Annotated in this window: 12 protein-coding genes; 3 read left to right on the forward strand and 9 right to left on the reverse strand. The window is 73.5% G+C overall.

Features of this window, described 5'->3' with window-relative positions; genetic code table 11:
* Nucleotides 1-29 precede the first annotated feature (29 nt).
* The gene (gene abc-f, locus ABZ738_RS08875; protein WP_131056566.1) at nt 30-1,667 is read left to right on the forward strand and encodes a ribosomal protection-like ABC-F family protein; all 1,638 of its coding nucleotides are present in this window, start codon (nt 30-32) and stop codon (nt 1,665-1,667) included.
* A 63-nt stretch (nt 1,668-1,730) separates the two neighbouring features.
* On the opposite strand, the gene ABZ738_RS08880 is transcribed toward abc-f, so the two are convergent.
* Complete coding sequence (locus ABZ738_RS08880; protein ID WP_236145977.1) at nt 1,731-2,135, reverse strand: GNAT family N-acetyltransferase; 405 nt, start codon at nt 2,133-2,135, stop codon at nt 1,731-1,733.
* A 185-nt stretch (nt 2,136-2,320) separates the two neighbouring features.
* Nucleotides 2,321-3,508, reverse strand: coding sequence for a beta-1,3-glucanase family protein (locus tag ABZ738_RS08885; protein WP_217706018.1), 1,188 nt, complete (start codon nt 3,506-3,508; stop codon nt 2,321-2,323).
* A gap of 310 nt (nt 3,509-3,818) precedes the next feature.
* On the opposite strand from ABZ738_RS08885, the gene ABZ738_RS08890 reads away from it, so the two are divergent.
* Nucleotides 3,819-4,847 carry an EamA family transporter gene (locus ABZ738_RS08890; protein WP_357212041.1) on the forward strand — a complete coding sequence of 343 codons (1,029 nt, stop codon included), beginning with the start codon at nt 3,819-3,821 and terminating at the stop codon, nt 4,845-4,847.
* Here the strand turns inward: ABZ738_RS08890 and ABZ738_RS08895 are convergent.
* The 3 genes from ABZ738_RS08895 to ABZ738_RS08905 form a co-directional block, all read right to left on the reverse strand.
* A complete protein-coding gene (locus ABZ738_RS08895; RefSeq protein ID WP_357212043.1) occupies nt 4,756-5,802 on the reverse strand; it encodes a zinc-dependent alcohol dehydrogenase family protein in 1,047 nt (348 codons plus the stop codon). The two genes, ABZ738_RS08890 and ABZ738_RS08895, sit on opposite strands and share 92 nt — an antisense overlap.
* 102 nt (nt 5,803-5,904) lie before the next feature.
* Nucleotides 5,905-7,539 (reverse strand): bifunctional 3-(3-hydroxy-phenyl)propionate/3-hydroxycinnamic acid hydroxylase, encoded by a 1,635-nt coding sequence (locus ABZ738_RS08900; protein WP_357212045.1) that lies wholly within the window; start codon nt 7,537-7,539, stop codon nt 5,905-5,907.
* Nucleotides 7,540-7,921: 382 nt separating this feature from the next.
* A complete protein-coding gene (locus ABZ738_RS08905; protein ID WP_357212047.1) occupies nt 7,922-11,077 on the reverse strand; it encodes a BTAD domain-containing putative transcriptional regulator in 3,156 nt (1,051 codons plus the stop codon).
* Between the two features lie 142 nt (nt 11,078-11,219).
* Here ABZ738_RS08905 and ABZ738_RS08910 point away from each other — a divergent pair, with 142 nt between their 5' ends.
* Nucleotides 11,220-11,696 (forward strand): SRPBCC family protein, encoded by a 477-nt coding sequence (locus ABZ738_RS08910; RefSeq protein WP_131052897.1) that lies wholly within the window; start codon nt 11,220-11,222, stop codon nt 11,694-11,696.
* Nucleotides 11,697-11,730: 34 nt separating this feature from the next.
* Here ABZ738_RS08910 and ABZ738_RS08915 read toward each other — a convergent pair whose 3' ends face one another.
* Genes ABZ738_RS08915 through ABZ738_RS08930 form a run of 4 tightly spaced genes read right to left on the reverse strand, consistent with a single transcriptional unit; the run spans nt 11,731 to nt 15,804 of the window.
* The gene (locus ABZ738_RS08915; protein ID WP_131052896.1) at nt 11,731-12,600 is read right to left on the reverse strand and encodes an STM4011 family radical SAM protein; all 870 of its coding nucleotides are present in this window, start codon (nt 12,598-12,600) and stop codon (nt 11,731-11,733) included.
* The gene (locus ABZ738_RS08920) at nt 12,597-13,922 is read right to left on the reverse strand and encodes an STM4012 family radical SAM protein (protein ID WP_357212050.1); all 1,326 of its coding nucleotides are present in this window, start codon (nt 13,920-13,922) and stop codon (nt 12,597-12,599) included. Before ABZ738_RS08920 ends, ABZ738_RS08915 begins: the two co-directional genes overlap by 4 nt.
* Nucleotides 13,919-14,722, reverse strand: a complete 804-nt coding sequence (locus tag ABZ738_RS08925; protein WP_357212052.1) for an STM4013/SEN3800 family hydrolase — start codon at nt 14,720-14,722, stop codon at nt 13,919-13,921. Before ABZ738_RS08925 ends, ABZ738_RS08920 begins: the two co-directional genes overlap by 4 nt.
* On the reverse strand, nt 14,710-15,804 hold the full coding sequence (locus tag ABZ738_RS08930) for an STM4014 family protein (protein WP_357212054.1): 1,095 nt from the start codon (nt 15,802-15,804) through the stop codon (nt 14,710-14,712). Before ABZ738_RS08930 ends, ABZ738_RS08925 begins: the two co-directional genes overlap by 13 nt.
* Nucleotide 15,805: the final 1 nt, after the last annotated feature.

Here is a 15,805-nt window from a genome sequence, read left to right on the forward strand (position 1 = left end):
CCCGGCCTTCCTCCCGAGGTCTCACTGTGATGTCCGACGTCTGCGTCGTCTGCACCAACCTCTCCTTCTCCTGGCCCGACGACACCCCCGTGTTCCGGGACCTGTCGTTCACCGTGCCGCCCGGCCGCACCGGCCTGGTCGCGCCGAACGGCGCCGGCAAGTCGACCCTGCTGCGTCTGATCGCCGGCGAGCTGGCCCCCACCGGCGGTGGCGTGACGGTCGAGGGCGTGCTCGGCTATCTGCCGCAGAGTCTTCCGCTCGCCGGTGAGCTGACCGTCGCCGAGGTGCTCGGCGTCGCCCCGACCATCGCGGCGCTCCGGGCGATCGAGGCCGGCGACGCCGGCGAGGAGAACTTCACCGTCGTCGGCGACGACTGGGACGTCGAGGAGCGCAGCCGCGTCGAACTCGACCGGCTCGGTCTGGACGGGGTGGCGCTCGACCGGCCGCTGCACACGCTCAGCGGCGGGCAGGTCGTCTCCCTCGGCCTGGCCGCGCAGTTGCTGCGCCGCCCCGACGTGCTGCTGCTCGACGAACCCACCAACAACCTCGACGTCGACGCCCGGCACCGGCTGTACTCGGTGCTGGAGAACTGGTCCGGCTGCCTGTTGCTGGTCAGCCACGACCGGATGCTGCTGGACCGGATGGACCGCATCGCCGAACTCGACGGCGGGCAGCTCCGGTTGTTCGGCGGCAACTTCACCGCCTATCAGGAGGCCGCCCAGGCTGCCCGGGAGCTGGCCGAGCGCACCGTGCGCAGCGCCGAGTTGGAGGTCAAGCGGGAGAAGCGGGAGATGCAGCAGGCCCGGGAACGGGCCGAGCGTCGGGCCGGGAACGCCGCCCGCAACCTCGGCAACGCCGGTCTGGCCCGGATCGTCGCCGGTGGACTCAAACGCAGCGCGCAGGAGTCGGCCGGCCGGGCCCAGCAGGCGCACGCCAGCCGGGTCAGCGACGCGCAGGGACGGCTGGACGAGGCCAGCCGGGGGCTGCGCGACGACCAGGCACTCACGCTGGACCTGCCGGAGACCGACGTGCCCGCCGGCCGGACGCTCGTCGAGGGGCAGCGGATGCAGGTGCGGTACGACGGCCGACCGTTGTTCCCCGGCGACGGTCTGGAGCTGACCATCCGCGGCCCGGAACGGATCGCGCTCACCGGTCCGAACGGCGTCGGCAAGTCCACGCTGCTGCGCTTGGTGACCGGCCAGACCGCGTCCGAGGGCGGGCAGGTGCGTCGGGCCGACGGCCGGATGGCGTACCTGTCGCAGCGGCTGGACCTGCTCGACCTCGACCGGACGGTGGCGGAGAACCTCGCCGCGTACGCCCCGGAGCGGCCGCAGTCGCAGCGGTTGAACCTGCTGGCGCGCTTCCTGTTCCGGGGCGCCCGGGCCCAGTTGCCGGTGGGCGTGCTCTCCGGAGGTGAACGGCTGCGGGCCACCCTCGCCTGCGTCCTCTACGCCCAACCCGCCCCGCACCTGCTGCTGCTCGACGAACCCACAAACAACCTGGACCTGGTCAGCGTGGGCCAGTTGGAGAACGCGCTGAACGCCTACCGGGGCGCGTTCGTGGTGGTCAGCCACGACGAGCGCTTCCTGCACGCCATCGGCGTACGACGGTGGCTGCGCCTCGACGGAGACGGCCTGCGCGAGGTACCGGCTCCGGACGTCGACTGAGTGAAGGTGGGTGGATTTGTTGTCGCTCCAGCGACAACAAATCCACCCACCTTGCTGGCTGCCTCAGCCGAGGGTGTAGCGGCGCAGAGTCACCGGACCGCCGTCCGGGGCGGTCCAGTCGGCGGTGACGGTGGCGGTGTGTCGCCATCCGTCGCGCTCGTAGAGCGCCACGGCCGGGGACCGCTGTCGATCGACGACCTCCAGGGTCAGTCCGACCCGGTGGTCGACGGCCCACCGCCGAGCCTGTCGGAGCAGGGCGGTGCCCACGTGCCGACGGCGGAAGGTGGGTGCGACGAACAGGCGGCTGACCTCGTGACCGGTCTCGTCGTCGGACGAGTGCACCGCGAGGTGACCGACGAGCCCTGCCTCGTCGTCCTCGGCGACCCAGGCGTGCTGCTGCTCCGGTGGCCACAGCCAGCCGTGAGGATCGGTCGGCCAGTGGAGCGGATAGCCGTCCGCCCGATGCACCACGGCGAGGAGGTCGACGCATCGGGGAAGGTCAGAAGGCTTCCGATCGCGAATGGCTGGCGCGGTCACCCGCCCATTCTCCGACGTAGCCGACATGCGGCATGACGTGCCGGGCCACGGCGAGGTGGGTGGATTTGTTGTCGTCCCAGCGACAACAACTCCACCCACCTGAGGGTCGGTCGGGATCAGAACGGGCTGAGGACCAGGCCGGCGGCGCGCGGGTCGCCGTCGTGCACGAGCGACTCGAAGGCGCCGACGTCGTCGAAGGCGAAGGCGTACGCCTTACCGTCGCGCATGTTGGCGTGGATGATCCGGGCGTACTGGTTGGTCGGGTTGCTGCGGTAGAACTCGGCGGCGTTGGTGCTGGGCTGGGTGTGGATGGTGCCGAGGGTGCCCCGGTTCAGCGCGGCGCAGAGCGTCCGGGAGATCGGCCCGACCACCTGGTCGTTGGGGGCGGGCAGGTCGCCGTCACAGCCCCACACACTCGCCGACGAGGGGCGGTTGAACGAGGCGACGACCTGTCCGGCGCTGTTGGTGAAGGTCATCACCCGGCCCGAGGTACGCCCGAAGTAACGGACGTCGGGCCGGTCGCCGAAGGGCACCACGGTCAGCGTGCGGCTGGTGTACGCGTTCCACGCCGACGCGATGTAGGAGTCCAGGTAGGTGCTGCTGAACAGGCCCGCCCCGGCAGCCTTGCCCGGTGCCAGGACCCGCAGCACGGTGCCGTCGGAGCGGGTGTACACGGTGTTCGCCCAGCCGGACTGGGACCGTACGCCGTTGATGATCGCGGTGCGGCCGTTGGCGACGACGTCGCCGGTCCGTTTGGTGACGCCGTTGGCGCCGGTCACGGTGACCGCGTGCGGCACCGCGAACATGTCCACCTGGGAGCTGTTGAGCCAGAGCCCGGCGTCGTTGTAGGTGAACTCGCTCCAGTCGAACAGGATGTCGCGGTTGGCGTCGCCGGCCGCCCACGGGGCGGGCTGCACCAGGCCGGTCGGGGTGAGGAAGAACTTGAGCTTCTCGCCGAAGGAGAAGTAGACCCGGCCGGAGAAGCCGCGCGGGAAGCGGACGGTGGTGTTGGCGCCGTTGGTCGGACCGGGGATCGAGGCGTCGGGCGCGGGCGACGGTGGGATCTGTCCGCCGGACCAGGGGATGAACGTGCCGGCCTGGTTGACGTAGCCGAGTCGGCCGGAGGAGAGCTGCACGCCGATGACGTACACGTGGACGGCTCCGGACCGGCCGGTGTTGTTGGTGACGGTGACGGGCAGCAACGCCGGGCCGACGGCCTGGGCGGGTGCGGTGGCGACGAGCGCGGTCGGGACAGCGGTGATCAGGGCGGCGGCGACCGCCAGCAGTCTTCTTCGGACAACCACGGGTACTCCTCCGTTCGGTGGTGACACGGTGTGAGAGAGCGCTCTCTCAGACTCTGACTGTTAACTACGTTTGTCAATAGATGTGCGGCGATGCCGCGCTGTCGGGGGCAGATCCCTCACCGCCGGTAGCGGCCCGTGTGCGGACCGGGCGGTACGCTGCGCCGGTGACCTTCTCCGTCGTGTCGCCACCACCCACCCGGTAACGGCGTTCTCGCCGACCCGGCTCTGACGATTCGAGCCCGGGGGCGTCCGTGCTGCCCGGGCGGTGACGACAACGGAGAATCCTGTGCACACCACCATGCCCCCGTCCGTGGGACGGGGAGTCTCGTACATCCTCATCGCGGCGGTCGCCTGGGGGACCGGCGGAGCGGTCGCCGCGATCCTCTACGACATCAGCGGTATGGGACCCGTCGCGGTCTCCTTCTGGCGGTTCGCGGGCGGCGTCCTGCTGCTCTCCGCCGGGCACCTGGTGCTCCGCCGGCGGCGTCCGGGCCGACCGGTCGGCCCGCCCGCGCGGGCCGCCGGTCGCCGACCGGGCGATGGCTGGCGCACGCTGGTGACCACCGGCATCGGCCTGGCCGTCTACCAGACCGCCTACTTCGCCGCCGTCGGGTACGCCGGCCTTGCGGTCGCCACCGTGGTGACCCTCGGCTCCGGGCCGGTGCTGATCGCCGTTGGATCCCGGCTGACGATGGGGGAGCGGTTGGGGCGCACCGGTGCCCTCACCGTGGCCTCGGCGCTGATCGGACTGCTGCTCCTCGTCGGCGGCGGCAGCGCGGGTACGGCATCCGCCCCGCTGCGCGGTCTGGCCTGCGCGTTGCTCTCCGCCACCGGGTACGCCATGGTCACCCTGCTGCACCGCAAGCGTGGCCGGGACGGCATCGGGGCAGCCGCCGGCACGACCGCGTTGGGCGGCTTCACGGTGGGGATGCTCTGCCTGCTGCCCCTGGCGTTGATCGAGGGGATCCTGCCCACGGCGGGCGACGTCGGCCGGGTGCTGGGTCTGCTCGCCTACCTCGGTGCGGTGCCCACCGCGCTGGCGTACGCGCTGTTCTTCGCCGGCCTGGTCTCGATCCGGGCGACCACCGCGTCGGTGATCGCCCTGGTCGAGCCGGTCACCGCTGCGGTCATCGCGGTGCTGTTCCTCGACGAACGGCTCACCCCGGCGGCCACCGTCGGATCGGCGGTGCTGCTCGGCGCCGTCGTCGCGCTGACCCTGGGCGAACGGCGGGCGGCGGCGGCCGGTGTCAGGGCCGGATCAGGCACATCCCGCCGCCGGTCGGACCGTCCATGGTGGCCAGTGCGTGCGGTACGTCGGCGAGACCGATCGTGCGGGTGACCAACGCGGCCGGACGCAGCACCCCGGCGGTCACGAGCCGGAGCAACTCCGGATAGGCGTGCGCCGGCATGCCGTGACTGCCACGCAGCTCCAACTCGTACGCGATCACGAGGTCCATCGGCACGACCGGGTGTCCCTGGGCGGCGGGCAGCAGCCCCACCTGCACGTGCCGCCCCCGGCGACGCAGGCTCTGGACCGAGGCGGTGCAGGTGGCGTGGCTGCCGAGCGCGTCCAGGGACAGGTGCGCGCCGCCGCCGGTCGCCTCCCGGACCGCCTCGGCCACCGCGTCCGGCCCGTCCAGGGTGCGCCCGTCCAGACAGACCGCCGCACCGAGGCGCCGGGCGAGGTCGAGCGCACCGGGGGCGACGTCGACCGCCACCACCCGGGCCCCGCACGCCAGCGCGATCATCACCGCCGACAGCCCCACCCCGCCGCAGCCGTGCACGGCCACCCACTCGCCGGCCGCGACCCGTCCCTGCCCGACCACGGCCCGGAACGCGGTGGCGAAGCGGCAGCCGAGCGCGGCGGCGGCCGGGAAGTCCAGCTCGTCGGGGAGCCGGACCAGGTTGACGTCGGCGTCGCGCACGGTCACGTACTCGGCGAACGAGCCCCAGTGCGTGAAACCGGGCTGGCTCTGCCGCTCGCAGACCTGCTGGTCGCCCGCCTGGCACGACGGGCACCGCCCGCAGGCGCAGACGAAGGGCGCGGTGACCCGGTCACCCGGTCGCCAGCCCCTCACGCCGTCGCCGACGGCGGTGACGACACCGGCGAACTCGTGCCCGGGTACGTGCGGCACGACGACGTCCGGATCGTGTCCCTGCCAGCCGTGCCAGTCGCTGCGGCACAACCCGGTCGCCTCGACCCGCACGACCGCGCCACCGGCCGGTGGCGTCGGGTCCGGCACGTCGCGGACCTGCGGCGGGGCACCGAACTCGTCGAAGATCACGGCACGCATGGCCGCATCCTGGCACGTCACCGGCCCGTCCCGGAACACCCGACCCGCAGGACCGCGTGGGCGACGGATCCGCGCCGCCCGCGTCCGGTGCCGCAGTGCGGTCTAGCCGGTGCGCTGGCGGGAGGCGGTCGCCCCCAGGTCGACCGCGAGCGTGCGGGTCACCCCGTCCAGGCCGTCGCTCCCGGCGACGGCGAAGACGAACCGGTCCGGCCGCAGCACCACGACGTCCGCCCGGTGCCGCCGCAGCCAGGCGTCGACCGTTCCGTCCAGATCGACGACGTGGACCCGGGCGTCGTCGCCCGCCGGCAGGCGCGCCGGATCGGTGCCGGCCGGATGCGTCACGACGGACCGCGCCGGCCCCGGCAGGCGGGGCGGTTCCGCCGGCAGGGTACGCCCGACCAGCGCGAAGCCGTCGCCGAGCAGATCGTCGAGCAGGCGGGGCGTCGGATCGCCACCGACAGCCACCCGGGGCTGCGGGAACATCGTCCCGACGGCACCGTCGCGCCGGCCGCCGGCGAACAGCCCACGCGCGTACGCGGGCAGCGGCTTGAACTCGAAGTGCCGCACGAAACGGCGTACCCGGGGCACGGTCTGCACGGCCCGCAGCACGCTGTCGCGTACCCACGCGGCCCGCCGACTACGGGCCAGGAACACCCGACCCAGGCGGACGCTCGTCTCCGCCATCGCCGCCGTGTGCGGCCGACGTTCCGTCTCGTACGTGTCGAGCAGCGCCGGGTCGGCCTCGCCGGCCAGCACCAGCGCCAGTTTCCAGGTCAGGTTCGCCGCGTCCCGCAGTCCGCTGCACAGCCCCTGCCCGAGGAACGGCGGCATCTGGTGCGCGGCGTCGCCCAGCAGGAACACCCGTCCCTCCCGCCACCGGGTGGCGATGAGATGGTGGAACGTGTACACCACGGCGCGGGTGACGGTGAAGCGGTCCGGGTCCACGTACGGCGACACCAGCTCGGCGATCTTCGCCGGTTGCCGCATGTCGTCCTCGGTCTCGCCCGGCTGGAGCATGAACTCCGCCCGGTAACTGCCCCGCGACCCGGGTGAGACGAACGCCGGACGCCGCCAGTCGCAGACGAAGGTGGTGTGCGGCGCCCGGATCCCGTCCGACGCCACGTCCCCGGAGACCGCCAGCCACGGCTCGGCGTAACTCGCGCCGGCGAGCGGGATCCGCACCGCCGTGCGGGTGGTGCTCCGGGCACCGTCGCAGCCGAGCACGAACCGGGCCCGCACCGGGTACGACCGGTCGGCGACCACGTCCCGCAACACCAGGTCGGCCCCGCCCTCGTCCTGCCGCAGGTCGACCAGTTCCGTGCCGATACGCAGCGTCACGTGGTCGAACCGCTCCAGCCCGGTACGCAGAGCATGCTCCAGCAACGGCTGGTCGAAGAAGTTCAGCGGCGCGTGCCCGAACCCGAAGTCCACCTCGTCGAAGGCGATGGTGGCGAACCGCCGGCCGGCGGCGTTGACGTAGTCGGCGCGTACCGGTTGGTGCAGGTCGCCGACGATCCGGTCGAGCAGACCGGCCTGCTGATAGATGCGCAGCGCCTCGTCGTCGCAGGAGAACGCGCGCGGCTGGCCGTGCGGTGCGGTGCTCCGCTCGACGACGAGCGTGCGGACGCCCCGCATCCCGAGCAGGTTCGCGGCCAGCGCACCGACCGGACCACACCCGACGATGACGACGTCGACCTCCTGGACCTCGCCGGGCGACGACGACTGGGCCGGGTTCATCTCGTTCCTCCACACCTGGCCGCCCGGGGTGGCCGGGCGGGGACCGTTGTACGGGTCCAGCAGAGCGGGCGGGTGTGGAGGTTTCGTAGATTTCCGGTTGGGGTTCTGGTTTTCGCTGCCGGGGTGGGGTTTCCGGCAGGACCGACCCGTGTGGGGTGGGGTTTCCGGCAGGCCCGACCCGCTCCGGGCGGTCAGGCTTGATCCCTGCGCGGGTCGGGCCTGCCGGAAACCCGACCTGGTTGGCCTGACTGGGTCGGCTCGGCCTGCCGGGAATCTGACGTCGTTGGTCTGGTCTGGTCGGGATGGCCTGTGGGGGATCCGGTCTGGTGGGCGCTGGGGTGAGGGGGGCGGCGTGCGGTGGGTTTGGCCTGGTTTGTCTCGGTCAGGGGTAGGGGAAGAAGCGGGAGCGGAGGAGGGTGTTGCCTTGGGCGGTGGCCAGGTGGGCGCCGGTGGTGAGGGCGGTGGGGTCGCGGCGGGCGATGCCACGGATGCGGAGCAGCTCCGGCGCGAGGACCGACTCGCCCAGGCGGTCCGCCACCGACAGGCCCTCGTCGGCCAGCTCCGCCGCCGTCGACGCGTCACCCGCCGCCAGGTACGCCTCGGCCATCGCGCTGTACGTGACGGTGCGGGTGGCCCGCAGTCCGGGCCGGTAGATGCCCTCCGCAGCGGCCCTCATCGCCGGCAGCCGGTCGTGCGCGCCGCCCCGCGCCGCCGCCCACTCCAGGAAGAAACCGCCTGTGGTCACGAAGTGCGGCATTCCGTTGGCGGCACCGATCTCGCGGCACCGGTGCGCCGCCGCGCGGACCGCCGCCACGTCCCGTTCCTGCATGCCCATCCAGGCCGCGAAGAGTGCCGCGTTCGCCCGCCCGTACGGGTCGGCGAGCCGCTCGGCCAACCGCTCCGCCTCGGCGATGTCCCGCCGGGCGTCCTCGGTCGCCCCGCGCAACGAGCGGACCAGAGCCCGGAAGTTGTACGCGGCCAACACCGGCAGCCGGCCGACCTGGCGGCCCAGCAGATCCGGGTCGACCGAGCACAGCCGATCGACGGCGGCGGTGAGTCGCCGGTCGGCCTCGACCAGCGCGCCGGTGAAGTAGCCGACCACCCCGCGCAGGTACTCGCCGGCAGCGGCGATCAGCCCGGTGCCGTCGTCGGCCCGGACCAGCCGCTCGGCCAGCTCGACGCAGCCGGGGTAGTCGGCCTGGTTGGCGGCCAGCTCGCCCAGCGCCCACAACGCCGGGCGCACGTCGGTCTCCGGATCGACCAGAGCCAGCAACTCCCGGGCGCGGGCACAGACCTCGTCGACGGCGTCGGCACCGACGCCGACCGTCATCTGCAACAGGGCGGCCCGGTGCAACTGGACGGCGAGTTCGGTGGCCGCCGCCGACGGCGAGGTGCCCGCGAGCGGCGACAGTCGCCGGGCCGCCCGGTCCAGGTGCCCCAGCGCGTCCTCGTACGCGAACCGCCGCGTCGCGTCGTCAGCCGCCGCCAGCGACCAGCGCAGATGGTCCTCGCCGTGCCCGAGTCCGATCGCCTGCCCGAAGTGGTGGGCCAGCTCGGCCGGGGCCACACCGCCGACCCGCTGGTACGCCAGGGCCAGCCGGGCGTGCAGGGCGGCACGTCGTGGCGGCGGCACCTGCGCGTACGCCACCTCGGCGAAGAGCGGATGCCGGAACCGCACCGCGCCCGGCCCCGCCTCGGCGACCAGCGCCGCCGCGTACGCCGCCGTCAACCCCTCGGCGATCCGCGTCGCCGACACCTCCAGGACCGTCGCCATCGTCTGCGTGTCCAGGTCGTGCCCGGCCACGCCGAGCAGCTCCAGGCAGTCGCGGGCCGCGTCGGGCAGGTCACCGAGACGTAGCCGGACGGTGTCCCGGACACTCGGCGGCAGGTCCGCGTCGGTCGGGTCGGTGCCGGCGCGCAGCAGCTCGGTGATGAAGAACGGGTTGCCTCCGGTCCGGGTGGCCAGGCGCGCCGCCACCTGCCGGTGCGGGGGCGTGCCGGTGCGTCGGCGGACCAGGGTGGCCACGTCGGTGTCGGTCAGCCCGGCCAGCCGCAGGTGACGGAAGTCCGCGCCACGAGCCAGGTCGGCCACCGTCGCCACCAGCGCCGGGTGGTGCTCGTAGGGGCGCATCGTCGCCAGCACGAGGACCCGGGCGTCGGCCACGGTCGTGGCGAGGAACCGCAACAACAGCAGCGAGTCCGGGTCGGCGGCGTGCAGGTCGTCCAGCACCACCAGCAGTCCGGCCGCTGCGGCGACCGTCCGGACCAGGTCCGCCACCGCCTCGTACGCGCGAAACCGCGCCGTCGGGTCGGGTGCCGCGTCGCCGGTCGACCCCTGCGCCGGTCCGGCCGCGAAGCCGTCCAGTCGGCGCGCCGACCCGGTCGTGCCCGCCTGCGGCATCGCGGCGAGTGTCCGCACCACCTGGTTCCACAGCCAGAACGGCGGTGTCTGCCCGACGTCGGGGCAGCGACCCCACACCACCGGTACGCCCCGCGCCCCGGCGTGCGCGTCGAGCGCGGCGGCGAGCGTGGTCTTGCCGATTCCCGGCTCACCCACCACGACGGAGACCCGGCCACCACCGCCGGTCGCGTCCGTCAGCGCTGCCAGCAGCCCGGTCAGCTCGACGTCCCGGCCGACCAGGGAGTCCGTCAGCGTCGCCGGAGCCGGGCCGCCCCCGCCGGTCACCGGGTGAGCCGGTCCGGGCCGGTCGGCCGGAGCGGACATGGTCGGGTCGGTCCCCACGGTCACTGGGCGGTCCTGCGCGACATTGGTGACCGGCGTGGCCGTCGGCGGCGGCACGGACTGGGTCAGGATCCGGCCGTGCAGCTCGCGTAGCTCCGCGCCGGGGTCGATCCCGTACTCGCCGGCCAGCACCCGGCGGCCCTCGTCGAAGGCGGCCAGCGCCTCGGTCTGCCGTCCGGACCGGTAGAGCGCGAGCATCAACTGGGCGCGGGCGGTCTCGCGGACCGGGTTCGCGGCCACGAAGTGTCGCAACTCGGCGAGTACGGCGCCGTGGCGTCCCGCCGCCACCGCGGCGGTGAACCGTCCCTCCTCGGCACCGAGGCGTGCCTCGGTCAGGCGGGCGGCCTCGGGACGCACCGCCGTCAGCTCGGCCGCACCGGTCAAGGGCTCACCCCGCCAGAGTGCCAGTGCCTCGGTGTAGCCCCGTTCGGCCGAGACGGCGTCGCCCGCCGCGAGTGCCTGCCCCGCGTACGCCGCCAGACGGTGGAACCGGACGGCGTCGATCTCCTCCGGCTCGACGCGCAGCTCGTACCCTCTGGGGTGGCTGCGCAGGATGCGGGCCGGCTCGCGGTGGCTGCGCTGGGGCTCGACCGCACGGCGTAGTCCGGCCACATAGGTCCGGAGCGTCATCTCGCCGCTGGCCGGCGGTCGGCCGTCCCAGAGCGCGTCGACCAGCCAGTCGGCGGCGACGAACCGGTTCGGGCGCAGCAGGAAGAGCGCGAGCAGCGCCCGCTGCTTCGGCCCTCCGAGCGGCACGGTGTGCCCGTCCCGGACGGCCTCCAGCGGTCCCAACATGCGGAACTGCACCTGACCACCACACTGTCCGGTCCCCACCCTGGCCGGGTCGAGTATGCCAGTCGTCCGCACCTCGACCGGTCCGTGCTTCCCGACCGGATCCTGCGCCACGGCAGCCGGTGAGGAGGTGGCAGGATGAGGCGTGCCCGGTGATCGGACAGCGTCGATTGCGTTCGAGACGGTCGGCGTCGTCGCGGCGTCGCCGGACGAGGTCTACCGCCACCTGACCGACCCGCACAGCTATGTCGGCCTGTCGCCGCTGATCGTGGCGGTCACCGACGTGCGCACCGGCCAGGACGCCGACGGCCGCCCGGTCACCGACTACGTCGCCGTCGAACGGTTCCGGATGGTCGGTCCGCTGCGCTGGGACAACCCCATCCGGGTGCGGATGGTGGCAACCCGTCCCGGACGCCAGATCATCAGCGACGTGCGGAGCCCGGGGTGGGTCCGCCTGCGCGCGGTGGTCGACCTGACGCCCGAGGCCGGCGGTACGCGGATCCGGGAGTCGGTCACCGCCGACGCCCCACTGCCGCTGCGGCGTTTCGTGGCGGGGCAGGCACGTCGGGTCGCGGCGTACCGGGCGGCCGAACTGGCCCGCCGCATGGCGTCCCGGCCCTGACCGCAGGTCCACCGCAGACCCGGGCCGCTCCTGGTCAGAGCGCCCCGACCCGCCGTCCCGGCCATCCTGCCGGAATGCGTTCCAGCACCCCGCCCGCGAAGACGTCCCGCAACCCCAACGGCTTGAGGTGGACGTAGCCGATGTGGCAGTCGCAGATCGCGTTGCTGCACGGCCGGGGCGTTAGCGCGGCCCGCCACGACCCGTCGTACAGGTTGCCGATCGGCGTGTCGATGAAGTGGCAGCGGCGTACCGTGCCGTCGCCGAGCACGGAGACGGCGGTCTCCCCGGCGTGGCAGGGCCGGTCCAGGGACACGTGCGGGCGCACGCTGTAGCCGAAGTGCGGGTCCACCTCCGTCCACGTCGCCTCCTCGGCGGCGTCGTAGCGCCGCCCCTCGGCGGCGTTGACCCAGAGGTAGACCTCGTCGGGCAGCAGGGCCCGCAGCGCCCGCGCCTCGGCCAGGTGCTCGGGTAGGCCGACCACCCCGACCGAGTACCGGACACCCAGCTCGGCCAGGCGGGCACACCGCCGCAGGAACCGCTCCCGGGTGACCTGCCCGGGGTGGTACGTGGTCCAGAGCGCGGCGGCGCGCGGATCGGCGTCGGCGAGCCAGTCCACCCGGGCCGCCAGGTTGGTCTGGATGACCACCCGCTCCACGTGCGGCAGATGGGACAGCGACACCATCGCGTCCCGGTACCAGCGTCGGGTCAGCCCCTCCCCCCAGGGCGTGAACAGCACCGACAGCCGTACGTCGGTGGTCGCGGTCACCCAGTCGGTGAACCGCGCCAACGCCTCCCGGTCGGCGCGGAGCAGCTCCGGCGGGTCCCGACGCTTGGCGAAGGGGCAGTACGGACAGTCGTAGTTGCAGCTCGCCAGCGGGCCACGGTAGAGGATCGCCAGGTTCATCGCGGCACGTACCCGGCCATCGCGTGCTGCACCTCGGCGGAGGTCAACCAGGGGCCGACGGCGTCCGACCGGGCCAGGCCCGAGGGGGTGAGCCGGAGCCCGCCGTCGGTGGCCCAGCCCCGCTCGACCAGCCGGTCGAGCTGCGGGAAGTCCTCGCCCGGCGGGCGACCGAACCGGGCCAGGTAGGCGTCCGGGTCGACCCCGTCTACCCGTAGCAGCGACTTCAGCAGCCACCGACGGCGCTGCTCGGTGCCGTCGAGGTGGTACCCGAACTCGGCGTACCGGAAGTCGTCGGCCGGTCGGGCCAGGTAGTCGTCGAGCACCGCACGCACCTGCGAGACGCTGACCGCGTAGTCGAAGGAGTAGTGCAACGCGGTGGTGTACGAGCGGGCACCGCAGCCCAGGCCGACCATCCCGTCGTCCTGGCAGCAGTAGTCGGGGCCGTCCGGAGCCGGCACGTCGGCCCGACGGAACTGGCGCATCGACTCCTGCCGGTAGCCGGCCGCGCCGAGCGTCTCCACGGCCTGCCGGTAGAGCGCGAGGCGCTGCGCGTCCCAGTCCGCGCGGGCGTGCGTGCGTCGGCCCAGCCCGGTGAGCGGCCGGACGTAGAGCGGGTAGAGGTACAACTCCTCGGGACGCCAGGCCAGCGCCGCGTCGAGGCTCTCCCGCCAGGTGTCGGCCGTCTGCCCGTCGATGCCGTAGATCAGGTCGATGTTGAGCACCGGGACGCGGGCGTCGCGGATCGCCGCCAGCGCCGCCTCCACCTCCTCGCGCCGCTGCGGTCGACCGGCGGCACGGGCCTCGACGTCGAGGAAGCTCTGCACCCCGATGCTGACCCGGGTGGTGCCGAACGCGGCCAGCACCGCGAGCCGGTCCGGCGTCGCGGTGGCCGGCGAGGTCTCCACCGACAGCGGTACGCCGGGCAGCCGCGCCCCGAGGATCGTGGTGGCGATGCCGAACAGCTCGGTCAGCTCGTCGGCGGTCAGATAGGTGGGGGTCCCGCCGCCGAAGGCCGCACGGGCGTACCCGGTCGAGCCGCCGAGCGCCTCGGCGATCTGCTCGGCCTGCCGACGAAGCTGCCGCAGGTAGGCGGTGACCTGCTCGGCGGGCGCGTTGGCCCGGGTGAACAGGTTGCAGAACCCGCAGCGCATCTCGCAGAACGGCACGTGCAGATAGAGGAAGAGGGCGTCGCGTGCCTGTTCCCGCCACACGTCGGTCAACGACGGACGGGGGCGCAACGCACGGTACGAGGTCTTGTGCGGGTAGGCGTAGAGGTACTGCTGGTACGGCGAACCGTCCAGGCCCACGTCGGTGCTGGTCACCATTCTCCAGGGTGCAGGGTGAAGTGCGCGTACGGGACGGTCCACACCACGTCGTGGCCGAACCGGTGGCCGGTGTGCCCGTCCTCTCCGTACGCGGTGCCGTGGTCGGAGCAGATGATCGTGAAAACCGGCCGCCCTCGGCCGCTGACCAGGCAGAACAGCCGCTCCATCCGGCCGTCCACGTACTCCAGGGCGGCGGCGTGGCTGGACAGGTCGTCGTCCTGCGCGCCGGGCAGGTGGTGCCGGTTCGGCTGGTGCAGGGCGGCCACGTTGAGGAAGGTGAACAGCGGCCGGGTCGGCGGCATGTCGGCCACCACCGCCGCCAGCCGGTCGAGTTGGGCGTCCACGCAGGTGGGCGACGTGACGCCGAACTCCGGCTCCCAGTGCGCCTCGCGGAACAACCCCGGCAGGACCGCCCCGAGCGGGCTCCGCAGGTTGAAGAAGCCGACGCCGCCCAGGCAGAGTGTGTGGTAGCCGACGTCGGCGAGCGCGGTCGGCAGGTCCGGGGCGTCGAACACCCACGTGTCGGCACCGGAGGTCTCGCTGCCCGGGAAGGCCGCCGCGTACAGCCGTTCGTGTCGACCCGGGGGCACCGGCGTGGGCAGGAACCCGGCGAAGAAGGCGTGGTGCGCGGCGTAGGTGAAGCTCGCCGGGGAGTGCCGGCGTTCCCACCTGCCGCCCGGCAGCGCCCGCGTCAGGTGCGGTGTCCGGCCCGCCGCCGCCAGCTCGGACGCCACGTCGTAGCGCAGCGTGTCGAGGGTGACCAGCAGCAGGTCGTGGCTCCCGATCAGGCTCCGCACCCGACCACCTCCGGCGGGACCGTGCGTGCCTGCCCGGGACGCCATCCGCCCTCGGTCAGGGCGTGCACCTGGGCGGCGTAGCTGTCCCGTCCGTCGACCAGCACCCCGGGCAGCAGGTCACCGAAGGCGTTGACCTCGGCCACCGCGTGCCGCCGCCATCCCAGCAGGAACATCAGGTCCACGCCGACGTGCAGCGAGTCGGGGAAGCAGGCGGCGACCCGCTCGCACGTCTCCATCGCCGCCGACCACTGCCGGGCCCCGGCCGCCCGCCGCACCTCGTCGAGATCACCGCGTGCGTTGCCGAGATGCAGGTTGGTCAGCGGCCCCCGCGCCGACCGCACCACCACCTGGTGTGGTCGACCGGCGATCACCAGCACCCGCAGGTCGACCACCCGGTCACCGATCCCGGTCTTGGGCAGCCACCGCTCCACGTGCAGACCCTCCGGCGCGAGCCGGTCGACGATGGCGGCGACCTCCGCCTCGTCGGTGTAGCGGCGCAGCCGCAACGAGTTGAACAGCGCCTCGGGTGTGTGCTCGATCGTGGTCACCGCCTGCACCCGACCGGTGCCGACCGCCAACGCGATGACCCCGGCGGCCGAGGAGCCGTGCGCCGGCTTGACGAACACCCGACCCCAACCGGCCTGCGCCATCGCCGACCGCAGCTCGGCGTAGCCGCCGACCTGTGGCAGCGCGTCCGGCACCGGCACACCGGCCGCCGCCAGGCGCGCGTGGCAGCGCCGCTTGTCACAGAGCACCGCGACGTCCGCCGGCGGGTTGAGCAGGGTCGCGCCACCGGCGGCCACCCGGGCCATGCCGTCCACCAGACCGGCGTACGCGTCGGCGAGGCCGACCAGTTCGCCGTGCCGGGCGACGGTGGCCGACCGGCGCAGCAACCGGTCGACCCGGGCGTCCTCCCCGGGCGAGTCCACCCGCACGAGCGTGCCGGCCGGTGGCGGTGCCGTCCCGGTCAGCACGTCGCACCAGGGCAGCACCTCGGGGCGGGGCAGGCCGGCGGCCAGCACCGCGTCGCTGAACATCGACACCCGACGGTTGCCGGGATTACCGACCACGGTCAACCGCATG

It is taken from the genome of Micromonospora sp. NPDC047793 (assembly GCF_040642635.1).
Classification (GTDB): Bacteria; Actinomycetota; Actinomycetes; order Mycobacteriales; family Micromonosporaceae; genus Micromonospora.

Excerpts from the sequence above, each read along its gene's own strand:
- ABZ738_RS08895 (WP_357212043.1), bottom strand. The coding sequence starts at position 5,802 with ATGCGTGCCGTGATCTTCGACGAGTTCGGTGCCCCGCCGCAGGTCCGC.
- ABZ738_RS08915 (WP_131052896.1), bottom strand. The coding sequence starts at position 12,600 with ATGAACCTGGCGATCCTCTACCGTGGCCCGCTGGCGAGCTGCAACTAC.
- ABZ738_RS08930 (WP_357212054.1), bottom strand. The coding sequence starts at position 15,804 with ATGCGGTTGACCGTGGTCGGTAATCCCGGCAACCGTCGGGTGTCGATG.
- ABZ738_RS08905 (WP_357212047.1), bottom strand. The coding sequence starts at position 11,077 with ATGTTGGGACCGCTGGAGGCCGTCCGGGACGGGCACACCGTGCCGCTC.
- ABZ738_RS08900 (WP_357212045.1), bottom strand. The coding sequence starts at position 7,539 with ATGAACCCGGCCCAGTCGTCGTCGCCCGGCGAGGTCCAGGAGGTCGAC.
- abc-f (WP_131056566.1), top strand. The coding sequence starts at position 30 with ATGTCCGACGTCTGCGTCGTCTGCACCAACCTCTCCTTCTCCTGGCCC.